The following is a 14904-nucleotide window of genomic DNA, read 5'->3' on the forward strand; positions in this document are numbered from 1 at the left end:
TTCAGCTTATGTCAGGCGCATCATGTCCATGCGGTAAAGGCTTATATAAAGATTGCTGTGAACCTCTGCATAGTGGCAAAACCCGAGCGGTACATGCTGAACAGCTCATGCGTTCGCGCTACAGTGCTTTTGCTTTGCAGCAGATTGGCTATATCGTAAAAACTACAGCATCTGGTCAACAGCCTTATCTCGAAGTGGCTGCTATACAGCAGTGGAGTGAGACAAATCGCTGGTTAGGACTTGAAGTAATCAACTTTAAAGAAAAGCTGACCAAACATCATGCTGAAGTCGAATTTAGAGCTCATTATCATGATGGCCAGCAGCCACAACTTCATCATGAAATATCGTATTTTGCGCAGCAGGCTGGGCAATGGTTTTTTCTGGACCCGACGGTTGATATGCCAGTTACCATGAAACAGCCATGTATTTGTGGTTCAGGTAAAAAATTTAAGCAATGCTGTGCCCCTTTTCTGGCAACTTTAACTTAAAATAGCGCTATTTTTAGCCTGGACGGAACACAGGGCAATGCTTCTCACTATAATTTATATTATTGCAATTACAGCCGAAGCTATGACTGGCGCTTTATCTGCCGGGCGACGCAGCATGGACTGGTTTGGTGTAGTGCTGATTGCCTGCGTGACGGCATTAGGAGGAGGTTCGGTCCGGGATGTGCTGCTGGGTCATTATCCTCTCACCTGGGTGAAACATCCTGAATATTTGGTACTGACCTGTGCAGCGGCTTTTTTTACCATTTTGATTGCTAAATGGATGCGTCATTTACGGAATATCTTTCTGGTTCTGGATGCCTTGGGTCTTATTGGTTTTACTATTATTGGCTGTCAGATTGCCCTGCAAATGGGACATGGTTTCGTAGTTTCGGCAGTTGCAGGAGTGCTTACCGGAGTCTCTGGTGGTATTTTGCGAGATATTCTATGTAACGACGTGCCTCTAGTATTCCGCCGTGAACTGTATGCCAGTATCTCTTTTGTTGCAGTGATCTGCTATTGGAGCTGTCTGAATCTGGGTTTATCGCTTGAACTGACAGTGATTGCAACTCTGGTATTTGGCTTTACCTTGCGGTTGATTGCTATTTATTTTGGTCTGGAAATGCCAAAATTTATTTATAAAGATGAAGATGATAGTTCAGCATCCTCTAAAGATTTGTCCTGACCATCAATCAAAACTTGAATTACCAGAGTACTGCAGCATGGATTTAGTCTCACGAGTACAGCGCCTGCCGATTGGCAGATTTCATTATACCCTGTTATGGGTAGTGGGTCTGGGCTGGATGTTTGATGCCATGGATACCGGAATTATTGCTTTTATCATGGCAACTCTGGTCAAGGACTGGGCACTGACACCGGTACAGAGTGGCTGGATTGTCAGTATCGGCTTTGTAGGAATGGCTATTGGTGCTGTCTTTTCAGGAGGGCTGGCTGACCGTTTCGGACGACGTACAGTATTCGCGACTACGCTGGGAGTTTATAGCGTGGCTACCGCACTTTGTGCTGTAGCACCGAATCTTACCTGGTTGCTAATTTTTCGTTTTATTGTGGGCTTGGGGCTGGGAGGGCAGTTACCGGTTGCAGTAACACTGGTCAGTGAATATGTACCGGCACATGTGCGTGGCCGTTTTATTGTACTGCTGGAAAGCTTTTGGGGTTTAGGTTGGCTGGTAGCAGCTCTGATATCCTATTTTATTATTCCCAGCTTTGGCTGGCATGTGGCTTTCTTAATTGGTGGACTGCCTGCTTTATATATTTTTATTATTCTTAAAAAAGTACCGGAGTCTGTCCCTTATCTGATTAACCGTGGCCGGATTAATGAGGCGCATATATTAGTACAGCAACTGGAACGCCAGTGTGGTGTAGAGGTAGTAGAAACACTAGAGGTTCAACCGGTTGCTAGCCAGAAAAGTGTTTCGTTCAAACAGCTCTGGTCAGGGCAGTTTGCGCGTCGCAGTCTGATGTTATGGCTAATCTGGTTTGGGATCGTCTACTCTTATTATGGAATTTTTACCTGGTTACCTAGCCTGCTGGTTAAACAGGGTTATAGTATTGTCCAGTCCTTTGAATATGTCCTGATTATGATTTTAGCCCAGCTTCCAGGTTATATTGTGGCAGCCTGGCTGGTCGAGAAATTAGGCCGTAAAATCACTCTGGCGGGTTTTATTGGGTTTTGTGCAGTCTCGGCCTATTTCTTCGGTCAGGCTTCTAGTGTCAGTATGATCATGTTCTGGGGCTGTCTGATGTCTTTCTTCAACCTCGGCGCATGGGGCGTACTCTATACATATACCCCGGAACAGTATCCGGCCAATATCCGGGCTTTTGGTTCAGGCTGGGCTTCAGCCGTTGGCCGCATGGGCGGCATACTGGCGCCACTGGTAGTGACACAAATGATGGTAGCAGACCATGGCTTTAGCCATGTGTTCCTGATGTTTACATTGGTCCTGGTTACTGTAGCGCTGGTGATCATTATTCTGGGTGAAGAAACCAAGGGTAAAACACTGGAGTCAATTGGCCTGTAAAGTTGGGCTATCTCATGGTTTTCCGGTTGCCTAAAAATTCTAAAACGTTTAGTTTCACATCATAAGACATAAATTGTCGCACTGTATTCCGGCATACTCTTGTGTATCTGGCAGGTGCGGCATAGCATAAGAACCCAGATAAAAACGATTGATTTAGGATTATAGGTTGTTATGACAAGCCTTGCGCATCATGCGACAGAAAACCGCTCAGTAGCAGAATTTACCGAACAGGCTTACCTGAACTATGCCATGTATGTAATCATGGATCGTGCCTTGCCGCATATTAGTGATGGCCTTAAACCTGTTCAACGCCGTATCGTTTATGCCATGAGTGAACTTGGTCTGAAACACAGTGGCAAGCCAAAAAAATCCGCGCGTACAGTGGGTGATGTGCTGGGTAAATATCATCCGCATGGTGACTCGGCCTGTTATGAAGCTATGGTATTGATGGCACAACCGTTCAGCTACCGTTATCCGTTTATTGAAGGCCAAGGTAACTGGGGTTCACCGGATGATCCAAAATCATTTGCAGCCATGCGTTATACCGAAGCGAAGCTGTCCCAGTATAGTGAAGTATTATTATCTGAACTTGGGCAGGGCACAGTAGAATGGCAGGATAACTTTGATGGCTCGCTTAAAGAACCGGTAACCTTGCCTGCCCGCGTACCTAATATTCTTATGAATGGTACTACAGGCATCGCGGTTGGTATGGCAACAGATATTCCGCCGCATAACCTGCGTGAAGTCATTAAGGGAACTATTGCATTAATCCGTAATCCGAATACCAGCGAGGCCAAACTGGCCGAGTATATTCCAGGGCCTGACCTGCCGACTAAAGCTGAAATTATCACCTCAAAAGATGAACTGCTAAAAATCCAGTCTACCGGGCGTGGCAGTTATCGTATGCGTGCAGTGTATACGGTCGAAAAAAATGAAATTATTATTACCGAGCTGCCTTATCAGGTCTCAGGCTCCAAAATTATTACCCAGATTGCTGACCAGATGCAGGCCAAAAAGCTGCCATTAGTTAGTGATCTTCGGGATGAGTCTGATCATGTCAATCCGACCCGCCTGGTCATTGTCCTGCGCTCTAACCGGGTAGATGCCGACACCGTGATGAGCCATCTGTTTGCTACTACGGATCTGGAAAGTAGTTACCGCGTCAATCTGAACATGATTGGTGCCGATGGGCGTCCACAGGTTAAATCTATCCGGAAAATCCTGCTGGAATGGATTGGAATCCGTAAAGAGACAGTTACCCGCCGACTGCAGTATCATCTCAACAAGATTGAAAAACGTCTGCATATATTGGCCGGACTTTTAATTGCCTATCTGGATATTGATACTGTAATCCGCATTATTCGTGAAGAAGATCATCCTAAGGCCGTACTGATTCAGACCTTTAAAATTGATGAAACCCAGGCTGAGGCAATTCTTGAATTAAAACTGCGGCACTTGGCCAAGCTTCAGGAAATGGAAATCCGTCAGGAACAAGATGAGCTTTCAGCACGTGCTGCTCTTATTCGTGAACAGCTGGCTAATCCTGAGTCATTAAAGAATCTGATTATTGGTGAATTAAAAGAAGACGCCAAAAAATTTGGGGATGAGCGCCGTTCTCCTATTGTGGAGCGTGAAGGTGCGGTTCAGATGCGTGAGCAGGACCTGATTCCGGCAGAACCAGTCACTGTAATTCTATCAGAAGCAGGCTGGATTCGCTCTGCTAAAGGTGCAGATGTCGATGCAGAAAAACTTAACTATCGTGCTGGAGATCAGTATTTAAGTCATGCTTCTGGTAAAAGTAACCAGCGTGTTTATATTCTGGATGAAACCGGCCGGAGTTATGCACTGGCTATCAACAGCCTGCCTTCTGCAAGAGGTCTGGGAGAACCGCTCAGTTCTAAACTTTCTCCAGCGAATGGTGTTTCCTTTATTCAGATACTGGTTGAAGAAGATGATCAGGAAATTATCGCGATCAGTTCTAAGGGTTATGGCTTTAAAACCCAGGCAAAACAGCTGGATACTAATGCCAAAGCCGGTAAGGCATTTCTCAGTATTCCTGAAGGTGGCAAAGCTTTACCGTTACTGGTAAATCCAGATTGCTCTCATCTGGCCTTATTAACTGATACAGGCCGCTTGCTGGTCTTACCCGTGTCAGAATTGCCAAGTCTGAACAAGGGTAAAGGAAACAAGTTGATACAACTTGAGCAGGACGAGCAGCTATTATCTATGACAACTTTGAATTTAAATGAAATAATTCAGGTAATTGCAGGTCAGAAAATTCTTAATATAAAACCGGGCGATTTAGATAAATACTTAGGAAAAAGAGCGTCTAAAGGGCAACTTCTGCCAAGAGGATATCAAAAAGTAAATAGACTCCTGATTCAAAGATAATACTAGCATCCATGTTCATAAATACGTTATATATGTGAATGTATTCGTGAAGATGGATGCAATGATCGAGCATAAACAAGTTAAAAAATAGGCTCGTCATTGAAAAATATTTGACTAAGGATATTGATTGGAGAAAATGGCATTATGGAAAAGATTTGGTTCGCTGAATACCAAAAGACAGGGATACCGGAAACTGTAGAATTACCCCCAGAAGATACCTCGCTGGTCGATATTTTCGAACGTAATTTCCAAAAGTTTGGTACACGTGATGCCTTTATCTTTATGGATAAAGCCATGTCCTTTAATGAACTTGAGGAAGCAAGCCGCAAGTTTGCTGCCTATTTGCAAAGCTTGGGGTTAGCAAAAGGCACACGTGTTGCGGTTATGATGCCAAATGTCCTGCAATATCCTGTTGTTGCACTCGGTGTATTCCGTGCCGGCCTCATATTAGTCAACGTCAACCCGCTTTATACGGCGCGTGAACTTGAACATCAGCTGAATGATTCAGGTTCTGAAGTATTGGTTATTGTAGAAAACTTTGCTTCTGTCTATCAGGCAATTATCGGTAAAACACCGGTCAAGCATGTGGTGGTTGCTTCGGTAGGCGATATGCTGGGTACCTTGAAAGGCACACTGGTAAACTTTGTCCTGCGTAAAGTACGCAAGCAGATTCCAGAATGGAATATTCCGGGGCACATCAAGTTTAATGCAGCACTGGCAAAAGCTAATCCAAGCAATTATAAGCGCCCCAATCTGACCTTAAGTGATACTGCTGTTCTTCAGTATACGGGCGGAACTACAGGGGTATCCAAAGGCGCCGAACTGACACATCGGAATCTGGTTGCCAACATGTTGCAATGTGACGGTATTTTTCAGAGCAAATTTGGTGCAACAGATGGGGACAAAAATGACCGTATTTTCTGTGCGCTACCGCTTTATCATATCTTTGCATTTATGGTTTGTGCCCTGTATGGCATGTATAAAGGCCAAGCAAACGTTCTGATTCCTAACCCGCGTGATCTACCAGGCGTTATTAAAGAGCTGCGTAAATATCAGCCATCATTCTTCCCGGCGGTTAACACACTGTTCAATGCACTGGTGCATAACGAAGAGTTCAAGCAGCTTGACCATAGCAAAATGAAAATGGCTATGGGGGGCGGTATGGCTGTACTGCCATCTACGGCTGAAGCCTGGAAACGGGTTACCGGAACTACTATCATTGAAGGTTATGGCTTGTCTGAAACCTCGCCAGTGGCAACTGCTAATCCACCAGCCTCTACAGAATTTAGCGGCACGATTGGTATCCCACTGCCATTAACAGAAGTGGCTATTCTGGATGATGATGGTAATGAAGTTGCTTTGGGTGAGCAGGGAGAAATCTCGATCCGTGGTCCACAGGTAATGAAAGGCTACTGGAATCGTCCGGAAGAAACTGAAAAAGTCATGACTAAAGACGGCTTTTTCCGTACCGGTGATATCGGCATCATGAATGACCGGGGCTATGTAAAAATTGTAGACCGTAAAAAGGATATGATTCTGGTTTCTGGCTTTAATGTTTATCCATCTGAAATTGAAGAAGTGATTGCTAAACATCCTAAAGTACTGGAAGTGGCTGCTATTGGTGTGGCAGACGAGAAATCAGGTGAAGTGCCTAAACTGTTTGTGGTTAAAAAAGATCCTTCCTTAACAACTGAAGAAGTTCTGGCATTTGCTAAAGAAAATCTGACCGGTTATAAACGCCCGCGTTATGTGGAGTTTATGGAAGAATTGCCAAAATCAAATGTTGGTAAAATCCTGCGTAAAGATTTACGAAAAACTGCTTAAAATAAAAGCGCCTTCGGGCGCTTTTTTATTGTCCTAAAATTATTTTTTCATTAACCACCGGTCAAAATAAGGCCGTCCAATACCCACTATACCGAGAAAAATAAACATCGTACCAAACTGACGACTTAAACCTGAAATATGAAGAGTTTTATAGGTCAGAAAGTTATCAATCAGACAGTAGATGAGTACAATGACCAGCCAGTGCCAGAGTGGTAAACGTTTAATACCAACTGCATAAAAGGCTATAGTCAGGATAATAAAAGTACCCAACCAGGATGCCCAGTTCATATTGGCACAGATAACACTCAGTAAAAATGCAGTAATAGGCAGTACGATCTTAAAAACGCGGTCAACTTGACGCTGATGCTGCTGCTGTTTCTCCAGCACTTCAAACATATCTTTTTCATCAGGTGCTAACATGCCGTGTTCACTCATCAGATTTATAAAAACACTATATTTAACAAAATTTGTCGCTAAAACACCATGCTATGATATATCTTTCACTGGGAATTGATGAGAACAATATTCATGCATGGCATAAGCGGGATCATTTATATCATTTTAGCAGCTTGTCTTTTGCCCTATGTATTTACAGGCATTGCCAAGATGGCTGGTGGATTTAAAGCCAGAGATAACCAGAATCCACGTGAATTTCTTGCCCAGACCAAAGGTGTTGCTGCCAGGGCCAATGCGGCACAGCAGAACGCTTTTGAGAGTTTACCGCTTTTTATTGCGGCAGTGTTAATGGCAGAGTACATGGTCGTACCACAGAGTATTATTATGACCTTAGGTTTGGCCTATCTGGTGTTACGGGTCATCTATGGTATTTGTTACCTGGCCAATCTGGCTATGTTGCGCTCGATCATCTGGTGCCTTTCACTACTTTGTCCAATATTTCTACTGATTATTACCATCAAGATTAGTTGATTAAAGCATTGCTCAGATAAATCTTCATTTTTAGTGAGCTGGCGTTATAATTTCATCGGTTTGATCCTGTCCGTAATAGTGACAGGATCTGAAGACTTCACTGTTAAAGAGTACGGCTATGAGCTACAGCAATATCCCAGCGGGTAAAGATGCACCAAATGACATCTATGTAATTATTGAAATTCCTGCAAATGCAGCACCGATCAAATATGAAATTGATAAAGACTCTGATGCACTATTTGTAGACCGTTTTATGGGTACCGCCATGTTCTATCCAGCGAACTATGGTTATGTGCCAAATACTTTATCGTTGGATGGTGACCCACTAGATGTCTTGGTTGTTACACCATATCCGGTTGAACCAGGTTCAGTTATTCGTTGCCGTCCAGTCGGTAAATTGAACATGGAAGATGACGGCGGTGTAGATGCCAAACTTGTTGCTGTACCACACGAAAAGTTAACACCAATTTATAAAGACGTTCAAGAATATACCGATCTGCCACCTTTATTGATCAGCCAAATTGAACATTTCTTCCAGCACTATAAAGATCTTGAACCAGGTAAATGGGTTAAGTTAAGTGGTTGGGAAGGTGCAGATGTAGCTAAACAAGAAGTGTTGAGCTCAATTGCTGCCTATGCTGAAGCAAATAAATAATTTGTCTTAGGCCCAGCGTTCTTATTCTGATAATTAAGGGCGCAATAAAAAACCTGCATAATGTGCAGGTTTTTTTCACTTAAATAGTTCTAAAAATTAAAATAATTTCACAGGAACATCTAAGAATATACGCCATTCATTAGTATCACCAATGTACATACCTTGGTATGCATCACTTGCTCGATAGTACGAGTTACGGATACGAAGGCTTGCATCTTTAGCAAAACCAGATTGAACGGTATATTTTACCTGATTGAAGAATTCACGTTCTTGAGCATCATCCGTAGTTGGAGTTTTGATATCCCAGCCGTAAACAAATGCAGTCGTCCAGTTTAATCCCGGTATACCGTAGTCATTGAGGTTAAGATTGTATTGAACTTGAGCTGACTTTTCATGGTTTCCAATGAAGTCAGAAAGGTATGAGTTTGGCAAATAGATACTTTGGAAACCATCAGCATTATAAGCATAGTCATAACCAGTATTGCCTGTATTTTGCTGATAGGCGAGCATTACCGTATGCGCGTTCTGGTTATAAGTTCCAGAAATTGCCCAAATATTATTTGAACGGTCTGCCGGATTACTTGCTGTCGTATAACCAGTTACTGCATCTCTATCCCATTCAGTGTGATAACCACTGAAGTCATAAGTAATAGAACTGTCATTAGCTAAAGGCAACTTGTAATTAGCATTTACATAGTGACGCTCTAATTTATCCTTAGAGTCTAAACCATAATATGAAGCATTCAGCTGGTCATTAAACTTGTACTTGGCGCCCCAAACTACTGCACGATCAAGGTTATTTCCGTCTGTAGAAATCTGATCCGACATCTGGTCTTTAGTAAATTTACCGGCAATCAGTTCCAGATTTTCAATTTCACGGCTGTTTGCCAGTACACCTGTAAAGTATTCAGGGACCAAGCGTGCAGTGTTACTTGCCAGTACTGGCAAATCCAGAACTTGAGTACCATAGCGGACTGTGGTGTTAGACATACGGGCTTTCACATTTGCGCCACCACGAGCCCAGTGGTCATAAGGTTCCCCATTACTGTCACGAGGAATCATATTGTTAGCAGAGTTTTTATTATCCCCGATTTTAAATGATAAATCACCGACAGCTCCTACCCCAAAGCCAACGATACCTTTAGTAAAACCAGACTCTAAATTAAAAATGGCTGTTTGTGCCCATGAACTTGTGTCATGAACACCATTTTTTTTATCACGGTAAAGATAACCGTTACGGAATAAAACTGATCCTTCAGCATCTTCGACAAATCCTTTCGCTTCACTTTGTTCGCTAGCGTAGACTGAGGTTAGGCCAATAGCATGAATTAGAACTGCTAAAGTAAGTTTTTGGACTTTTAGCATTGGAGCCTCATAAATAAGATAAATTACTATTTTGTTTAGAAAAAACACAAAATCAGGTTAGATTTTATATAAAGTTTATAAAAAAATAACGTTTTTATTATCTTTATTACACTAAAGTTATGCAATATTTACATTTATAATAATTTAAGTAATCTTTTAAAAAACTCATTATAAGATGTTTTATTTTAAAATTTACTTTCAATATCAGAATATTATTTTAAGAAGAGAGTTAAATAAAAGTACTTTTATATAATAATAATCATTATTACTAACTTGAATTATTGTCTTTAATAAAAAGTGTATCGCTTTATCTGAATTAAAATTCAAAACCAAAGTCGCAGTATTCTGTTTACATTATTAAAAATAATAAGGCCCACTGAAGTAAATTTTGTTATTTAGACATTTGTTTGATTTTTTAAGTAGATCCCAGTCCAATAGCAAACTTTAATTTATTATTATTTGATCATTCTAAAAACAATAAATTGGCATAACTATTGCTAAGTCTTAGGCGTGAATTTTAAAAACAAACCAAACAATACACGCCACTCTCTAAAGGGGATACAAGATGTCAAAAAATATTCTTAAAGCTGCTCTTTTTACAGTTATCAGTGGAGTTTCTGGCTTAAGTCTCGCAGAAGAAACCCGGCCTTTTCCTTTTCCGGGAGAGGTTACCGGAAATATCGGAGTATTTTCCAGCTATAACCTGCGTGGTCTGACGAATGTTCCTGAGAACTCGGATGCAACTATACAAGGTGGGCTGGATTATAGCCATCCATCTGGGTTTTATGCGGGGTATTGGGGTTCCAGTCTGGACTATTCTTTGGCTGATTACGAACCACTGACTGAAAGCTATGAGGGTGGTGACTCCTTTGAGCATGATTTTTATCTGGGTTATAAAGGTTCAATCAATGAAGATACCGGCTTCACGATAGGCGGTACTTACTATTATTACTATAACTCAGATGTTGACTCTGACGGCTTTGAAACACTGCTTGGCTTAAATTATAAAGATTTTGGTATTACTGCCCAGACGCTGACCCAGAATACCACTTGGGGTAATCAGGGTGATACCTATCTGCTAGCCACTTACAGTCGGGCTTTACCACAAGCTTTTACTGCAAATTTTGCTCTAGGCGCTTATTACTATGGTGATGATGACGAATTTATTACGACGACAGAAGATTTCAATTTCAGACATTTTACTGTCGGTTTAAGTCACCCTTTAGGAGATACCGGAGCCAATATGAGTCTGGATTATATTATTGGTGGATATGACCGTATGGATGATAAACAAAAGAATAAAGTGGTACTTGGCTTAAAATACAGTTTTTAAGCATTCTCAGAAATAAAAGCCAAGCTGATCTGAATCTGTCTTGGCTTTTTTAGTTCAGGACTGACTGCGGTAAGAAAGCGCTTCACTTAAATGACTTGTCTGGATTTCTTTGGAAAGTGCCAGATCAGCAATGGTTCTGGCTACACGTAAAACCCGGTGATAAGCACGGGCAGAGAGATTGAGTCGTTGCTGTGCCATTTCAATTATACGTAGTGAGCTTTGGTCCAGCTGTGCATGCAGTTCGAGCTGTTTAGGGGAAAGCAGCTGGTTAAGGCAACCTTGGCGTTGGAGCTGCTGTTCATAAGCTAAGATGACACGTTTCCTGACTGTGTCTGAATTCTCAGCAGGTGTGGTTTGCTGGAGTTCATGCGCCTGCAAGGGTGGCACATCAATATGCAGATCAATCCGGTCCAGCAATGGACCGGAAATACGGTTCTGATAGCGCTTGATTGCATCGGCTGAACACTGGCAACGGTTATCCTGATTAAATGCATAACCACATGGACAAGGATTCATAGCTGCTACCAACTGGAAGTTGGCCGGAAAAGTCATTTGCCGGGAAGCCCGAGAAATAACAATTTCTTTAGACTCGAGTGGCTGACGTAAAACTTCCAGTACTTTGCGGTCAAATTCAGGAAGCTCATCTAGAAATAAAACACCTAAATGTGCCAGAGTGATTTCACCAGGCTTGGGTTGCGAGCCGCCGCCGACCAGCGCAATAGCAGATGCAGTATGGTGTGGAGCCCGAAAAGGCCGTTGTCCAAAGGGATGCTGAACATTGGCAATTGAATAGATACTGGCAACTTCAAGATTTTCCTGGGCATTGGGCGGAGGTAAAATGCTGGGTAACCTTGAAGCCAGCAGGGTCTTTCCAGTTCCAGGAGGGCCCTTAAAAAGTAGAGAGTGACCGCCTGCTGCTGCAATTTCCAAAGCACGCCGTGGGCGCAGTTGCCCCTTAATATCTGCCAAATCCAGTTTATAATCTTGAGCAGCTTCAGGTAGTTTCCTTTTAACCGGTAATAATGGCTGTTGCTGTAGTAAATGCTGGCAAACCTGTTTTAGGTGCTGTGCTCCGTAGACCTGAAAGTCAGGGAGCTGCGCTGCTTCCATTGCATTTGCTTCTGCCAGTATCAGCTGATGCCGTACTTTTTGACATGCCATGGCAATTGCCAGTGTGCCGCTTACCGGACGCAAGCAGCCATCTAAAGCCAGTTCACCAATAAATTCAATCTGTTCTGTACTTTGTTCAGGGAGCTGGCCTGAAGCAACCAAGATTCCCAACGCAATCGGTAGATCTAGACGTGATCCATCTTTGGGCAAATCGGCAGGAGCCAGATTAATAGTAAGACGTTTGGTGGGAAACTGAAAGCCGCTATTAATGATCGCCGAGCGAACCCGATCTTTACTTTCACGTACCGCAGCTTCAGGAAGCCCTACAATAGTCAGGGAGGGAAGCCCCTGACTCACATGAACTTCAACTTCAATAGAAGGCGCATGTAGCCCCAGCACCCCCCGGGTGTAAATTTTGGCAAAAGACATTTTATTGTTCCGTTATGATCTTATTTTTGTTGATTATGGTCTTCAAGTGCACTGTTAAGGTGCTTATTTTTTGTTCTTTAAAGTCTCTTCCAGCATATTGACCTGTTGCGTAAGCTGTTCGAGACGCAAATTGGCATTTTGTAGGGCAACACGCTGCCGTTCCATTTCCTGTTTAGAAACCAGATCCATTTTTTCTACAGCTTCATTTAATAAAGCCCTTAGATTTTTCTCAATATCTTTTTTAGGTTGGTCTATCTGCTCAAGAATGGCCTGTAATAGGGTTTCAATCATAGGGAATCCAGAAAATTATAAATGTATGGGCATACTTTAACACTGCTGAGGGGTATACCCTAGCCTGTTGAGTACATATAAAATTTTATATATTGAACGAGTTAAAATTACATATAAAAATGTTTATTTTTTAAAGTTTAGTCAAGCTGATCAAGTATAATCAAGCGTACGTCTCATGCCAAAAAATTCTATTTTCCCCAACCTTTAGAGATTCTTGGCATGAAAATTGAACATAAAACCTTACTGGTGAAACAAGCCGAAGGAAACTGAAATGAAGCTCGTAACTGCAATTGTAAAACCATTTAAATTGGATGACGTGCGTGAAGCCCTGTCTGACATCGGTGTTCAAGGTATTACTGTCACTGAAGTCAAAGGCTTTGGACGTCAAAAAGGCCACACTGAACTATACCGTGGTGCAGAATATGTTGTTGATTTCCTGCCAAAAGTAAAAATTGAAATTGCGATCAGTGATGATCTGGTGGATTCAGTGATTGAATCTATTACCCGTGTTGCCAGCACAGGAAAAATTGGCGACGGGAAAATTTTTGTGACCAATCTGGAACAGGTCATCCGTATTCGTACTGGCGAAACAGGACCGGATGCTGTCTAAGTTGGCATAAAGTTTGCTGAGTAACTGATAACTCAGAAATAAAGGTTGGGGGACACAAATGAAAAAAATGCTGCTTGCGCTCAGTCTGTCGGGCGCACTTTTAGGTGGATCAGCGGCTTGGGCCGAACCAACACCAGCTGATTCCGCCGTTACTGAAACTGTGGTTTCAACTTCATCTGACTCTACAATAATAACTCCGGCCGAACAGCCGGCTAATATAGCGCCTGCCGAAGAAGAGGCGCAGGCCGATTCAGGTGATACCGCTTGGGTGCTTATCTCTACTGCACTCGTCCTGCTAATGACAATTCCAGGCTTGGCTCTGTTCTATGGCGGTATGGTCCGCAAGAAAAATGTTTTAAGTACAATGGCACACAGCTTTGTGGCTACTGCCGTAGTAAGTATAGTCTGGATTGTGATTGGTTATAGTCTGGCATTCAGCGAAGGTAATGCCTTTGTTGGTGGACTGGACAAGCTCATGCTTATGGGAATCGGGCCGTCTGCTGTGCAAGGCACTATCCCGGAAATTCTGTTTATTGTATTCCAGATGACCTTTGCCATTATTACGGTAGCTATCATCAGTGGTTCGATTGCCGAGCGGATGAAATTTGGCGCATTTATTACTTTTGTCGCATTCTGGGTGGTGCTGGTCTATGCCCCGATTACCCATTGGGTATGGGGTGGTGGCTGGTTAGCCAATGATGGTGCGCTGGACTTTGCTGGTGGTACTGTAGTTCATATCAATGCTGGTGTAGCAGGTCTGGTGGCTGCCTATATGCTGGGTAAACGGATGGGATTAGGCCGTGAATCTATGGCGCCACATAATCTGACTCTCACTATTCTGGGCGCCAGCCTGTTGTGGGTAGGCTGGTTTGGTTTCAATGCCGGCTCTGCACTGGGTGCAAATGGAGCAGCAAGCTACGCTATGATCGTGACTCAGGTGGCAGCAGCCGCAGCTACAATCGCCTGGCTGGTGGCAGAAAAATTTGTACGTGGCAAGGCCTCAGTACTGGGTGCTGTTTCAGGAGCGGTAGCTGGTCTGGTGGTTATTACTCCGGCCGCAGGTTTTGTGACAGTAAGTGGCGCATTAATTATGGGGCTGATTGGTGGAGTATCATGTTTCTGGGGCACTACAGCTCTTAAACGGTTACTCAAAGCCGATGACTCGCTGGATGCCTTTGGCCTGCATGGAGTAGGCGGTATTGTCGGGGCAATTTTAACCGGTGTATTTGCCAGTGAACTGATTATGGGTGATGCAGTTCCTACCGACATGATGAAACAGTTGTGGGTACAAGTAGAGGGTGTGCTGGCGACTATTGCTTATAGCGGCATCTTGACCTTCGTGATTCTAAAAATTATTGATCTGGTGATTGGCCTGCGTGTCTCTTCTGACGATGAACGTATGGGTCTGGATTTAAGCCAGCATGGGGAACGCATCGAATAAG

The 14904-nt window shown here is 43.0% G+C and carries 14 protein-coding genes; 10 read left to right on the forward strand and 4 right to left on the reverse strand.

All coding sequences use genetic code 11. From position 1 onward, the window contains the following. The first annotated feature begins 8 nt into the window (after positions 1-8). The 5 genes from AC0VYT_RS00680 (at position 9) to AC0VYT_RS00700 (ending at position 6742) form a co-directional block, all read left to right on the forward strand. Positions 9-488 carry a YchJ family protein gene (locus AC0VYT_RS00680; RefSeq protein ID WP_005017211.1) on the forward strand — a complete coding sequence of 160 codons (480 nt, stop codon included), beginning with the start codon at positions 9-11 and terminating at the stop codon, positions 486-488. Between the two features lie 37 nt (positions 489-525). After that, entirely contained in the window at positions 526-1170 is a 645-nt protein-coding gene (locus tag AC0VYT_RS00685; RefSeq protein WP_005017209.1) for a trimeric intracellular cation channel family protein, read from the forward strand. Positions 1171-1207: 37 nt separating this feature from the next. After that, positions 1208-2527 (forward strand): niacin transporter NiaP, encoded by a 1320-nt coding sequence (gene niaP / locus AC0VYT_RS00690; protein ID WP_005017207.1) that lies wholly within the window; start codon positions 1208-1210, stop codon positions 2525-2527. A gap of 171 nt (positions 2528-2698) precedes the next feature. Further along, entirely contained in the window at positions 2699-4918 is a 2220-nt protein-coding gene (parC, locus tag AC0VYT_RS00695; RefSeq protein ID WP_005017204.1) for a DNA topoisomerase IV subunit A, read from the forward strand. 144 nt (positions 4919-5062) lie between these two features. Beyond that, entirely contained in the window at positions 5063-6742 is a 1680-nt protein-coding gene (locus AC0VYT_RS00700; protein ID WP_005017202.1) for a long-chain-fatty-acid--CoA ligase, read from the forward strand. A 39-nt stretch (positions 6743-6781) separates the two neighbouring features. Here AC0VYT_RS00700 and AC0VYT_RS00705 read toward each other — a convergent pair whose 3' ends face one another. Beyond that, positions 6782-7162 (reverse strand): membrane protein, encoded by a 381-nt coding sequence (locus AC0VYT_RS00705; protein WP_005017201.1) that lies wholly within the window; start codon positions 7160-7162, stop codon positions 6782-6784. A 108-nt stretch (positions 7163-7270) separates the two neighbouring features. On the opposite strand from AC0VYT_RS00705, the gene AC0VYT_RS00710 reads away from it, so the two are divergent. Together AC0VYT_RS00710 and ppa are read left to right on the forward strand one after the other, a co-directional pair. Next, positions 7271-7669, forward strand: coding sequence for an MAPEG family protein (locus AC0VYT_RS00710; protein ID WP_005017197.1), 399 nt, complete (start codon positions 7271-7273; stop codon positions 7667-7669). Between the two features lie 118 nt (positions 7670-7787). Continuing rightward, complete coding sequence (gene ppa, locus AC0VYT_RS00715; protein ID WP_005017195.1) at positions 7788-8324, forward strand: inorganic diphosphatase; 537 nt, start codon at positions 7788-7790, stop codon at positions 8322-8324. A 96-nt stretch (positions 8325-8420) separates the two neighbouring features. Here the strand turns inward: ppa and AC0VYT_RS00720 are convergent, their stop codons facing one another. Further along, positions 8421-9689: an OprD family outer membrane porin gene (locus AC0VYT_RS00720; protein ID WP_005017192.1), complete on the reverse strand. Its 1269-nt coding sequence runs from the start codon at positions 9687-9689 to the stop codon at positions 8421-8423. A gap of 565 nt (positions 9690-10254) precedes the next feature. On the opposite strand from AC0VYT_RS00720, the gene AC0VYT_RS00725 reads away from it, so the two are divergent. Then, positions 10255-11022 carry a TorF family putative porin gene (locus tag AC0VYT_RS00725; protein WP_005017188.1) on the forward strand — a complete coding sequence of 256 codons (768 nt, stop codon included), beginning with the start codon at positions 10255-10257 and terminating at the stop codon, positions 11020-11022. A gap of 54 nt (positions 11023-11076) precedes the next feature. On the opposite strand, the gene AC0VYT_RS00730 is transcribed toward AC0VYT_RS00725, so the two are convergent. Next, positions 11077-12561, reverse strand: coding sequence for a YifB family Mg chelatase-like AAA ATPase (locus AC0VYT_RS00730; protein ID WP_005017186.1), 1485 nt, complete (start codon positions 12559-12561; stop codon positions 11077-11079). 63 nt (positions 12562-12624) lie between these two features. Then, the gene (locus AC0VYT_RS00735) at positions 12625-12852 is read right to left on the reverse strand and encodes an accessory factor UbiK family protein (RefSeq protein ID WP_005017183.1); all 228 of its coding nucleotides are present in this window, start codon (positions 12850-12852) and stop codon (positions 12625-12627) included. 271 nt (positions 12853-13123) lie between these two features. Between AC0VYT_RS00735 and glnK the strand changes: the two genes are divergently transcribed. Then, positions 13124-13462: a P-II family nitrogen regulator gene (gene glnK / locus AC0VYT_RS00740; RefSeq protein WP_005017180.1), complete on the forward strand. Its 339-nt coding sequence runs from the start codon at positions 13124-13126 to the stop codon at positions 13460-13462. 58 nt (positions 13463-13520) lie between these two features. Further along, the gene (locus AC0VYT_RS00745; protein ID WP_005017177.1) at positions 13521-14903 is read left to right on the forward strand and encodes an ammonium transporter; all 1383 of its coding nucleotides are present in this window, start codon (positions 13521-13523) and stop codon (positions 14901-14903) included. Position 14904: the final 1 nt, after the last annotated feature.

This window comes from Acinetobacter sp. QJM3NY_42, from assembly GCF_056173745.1.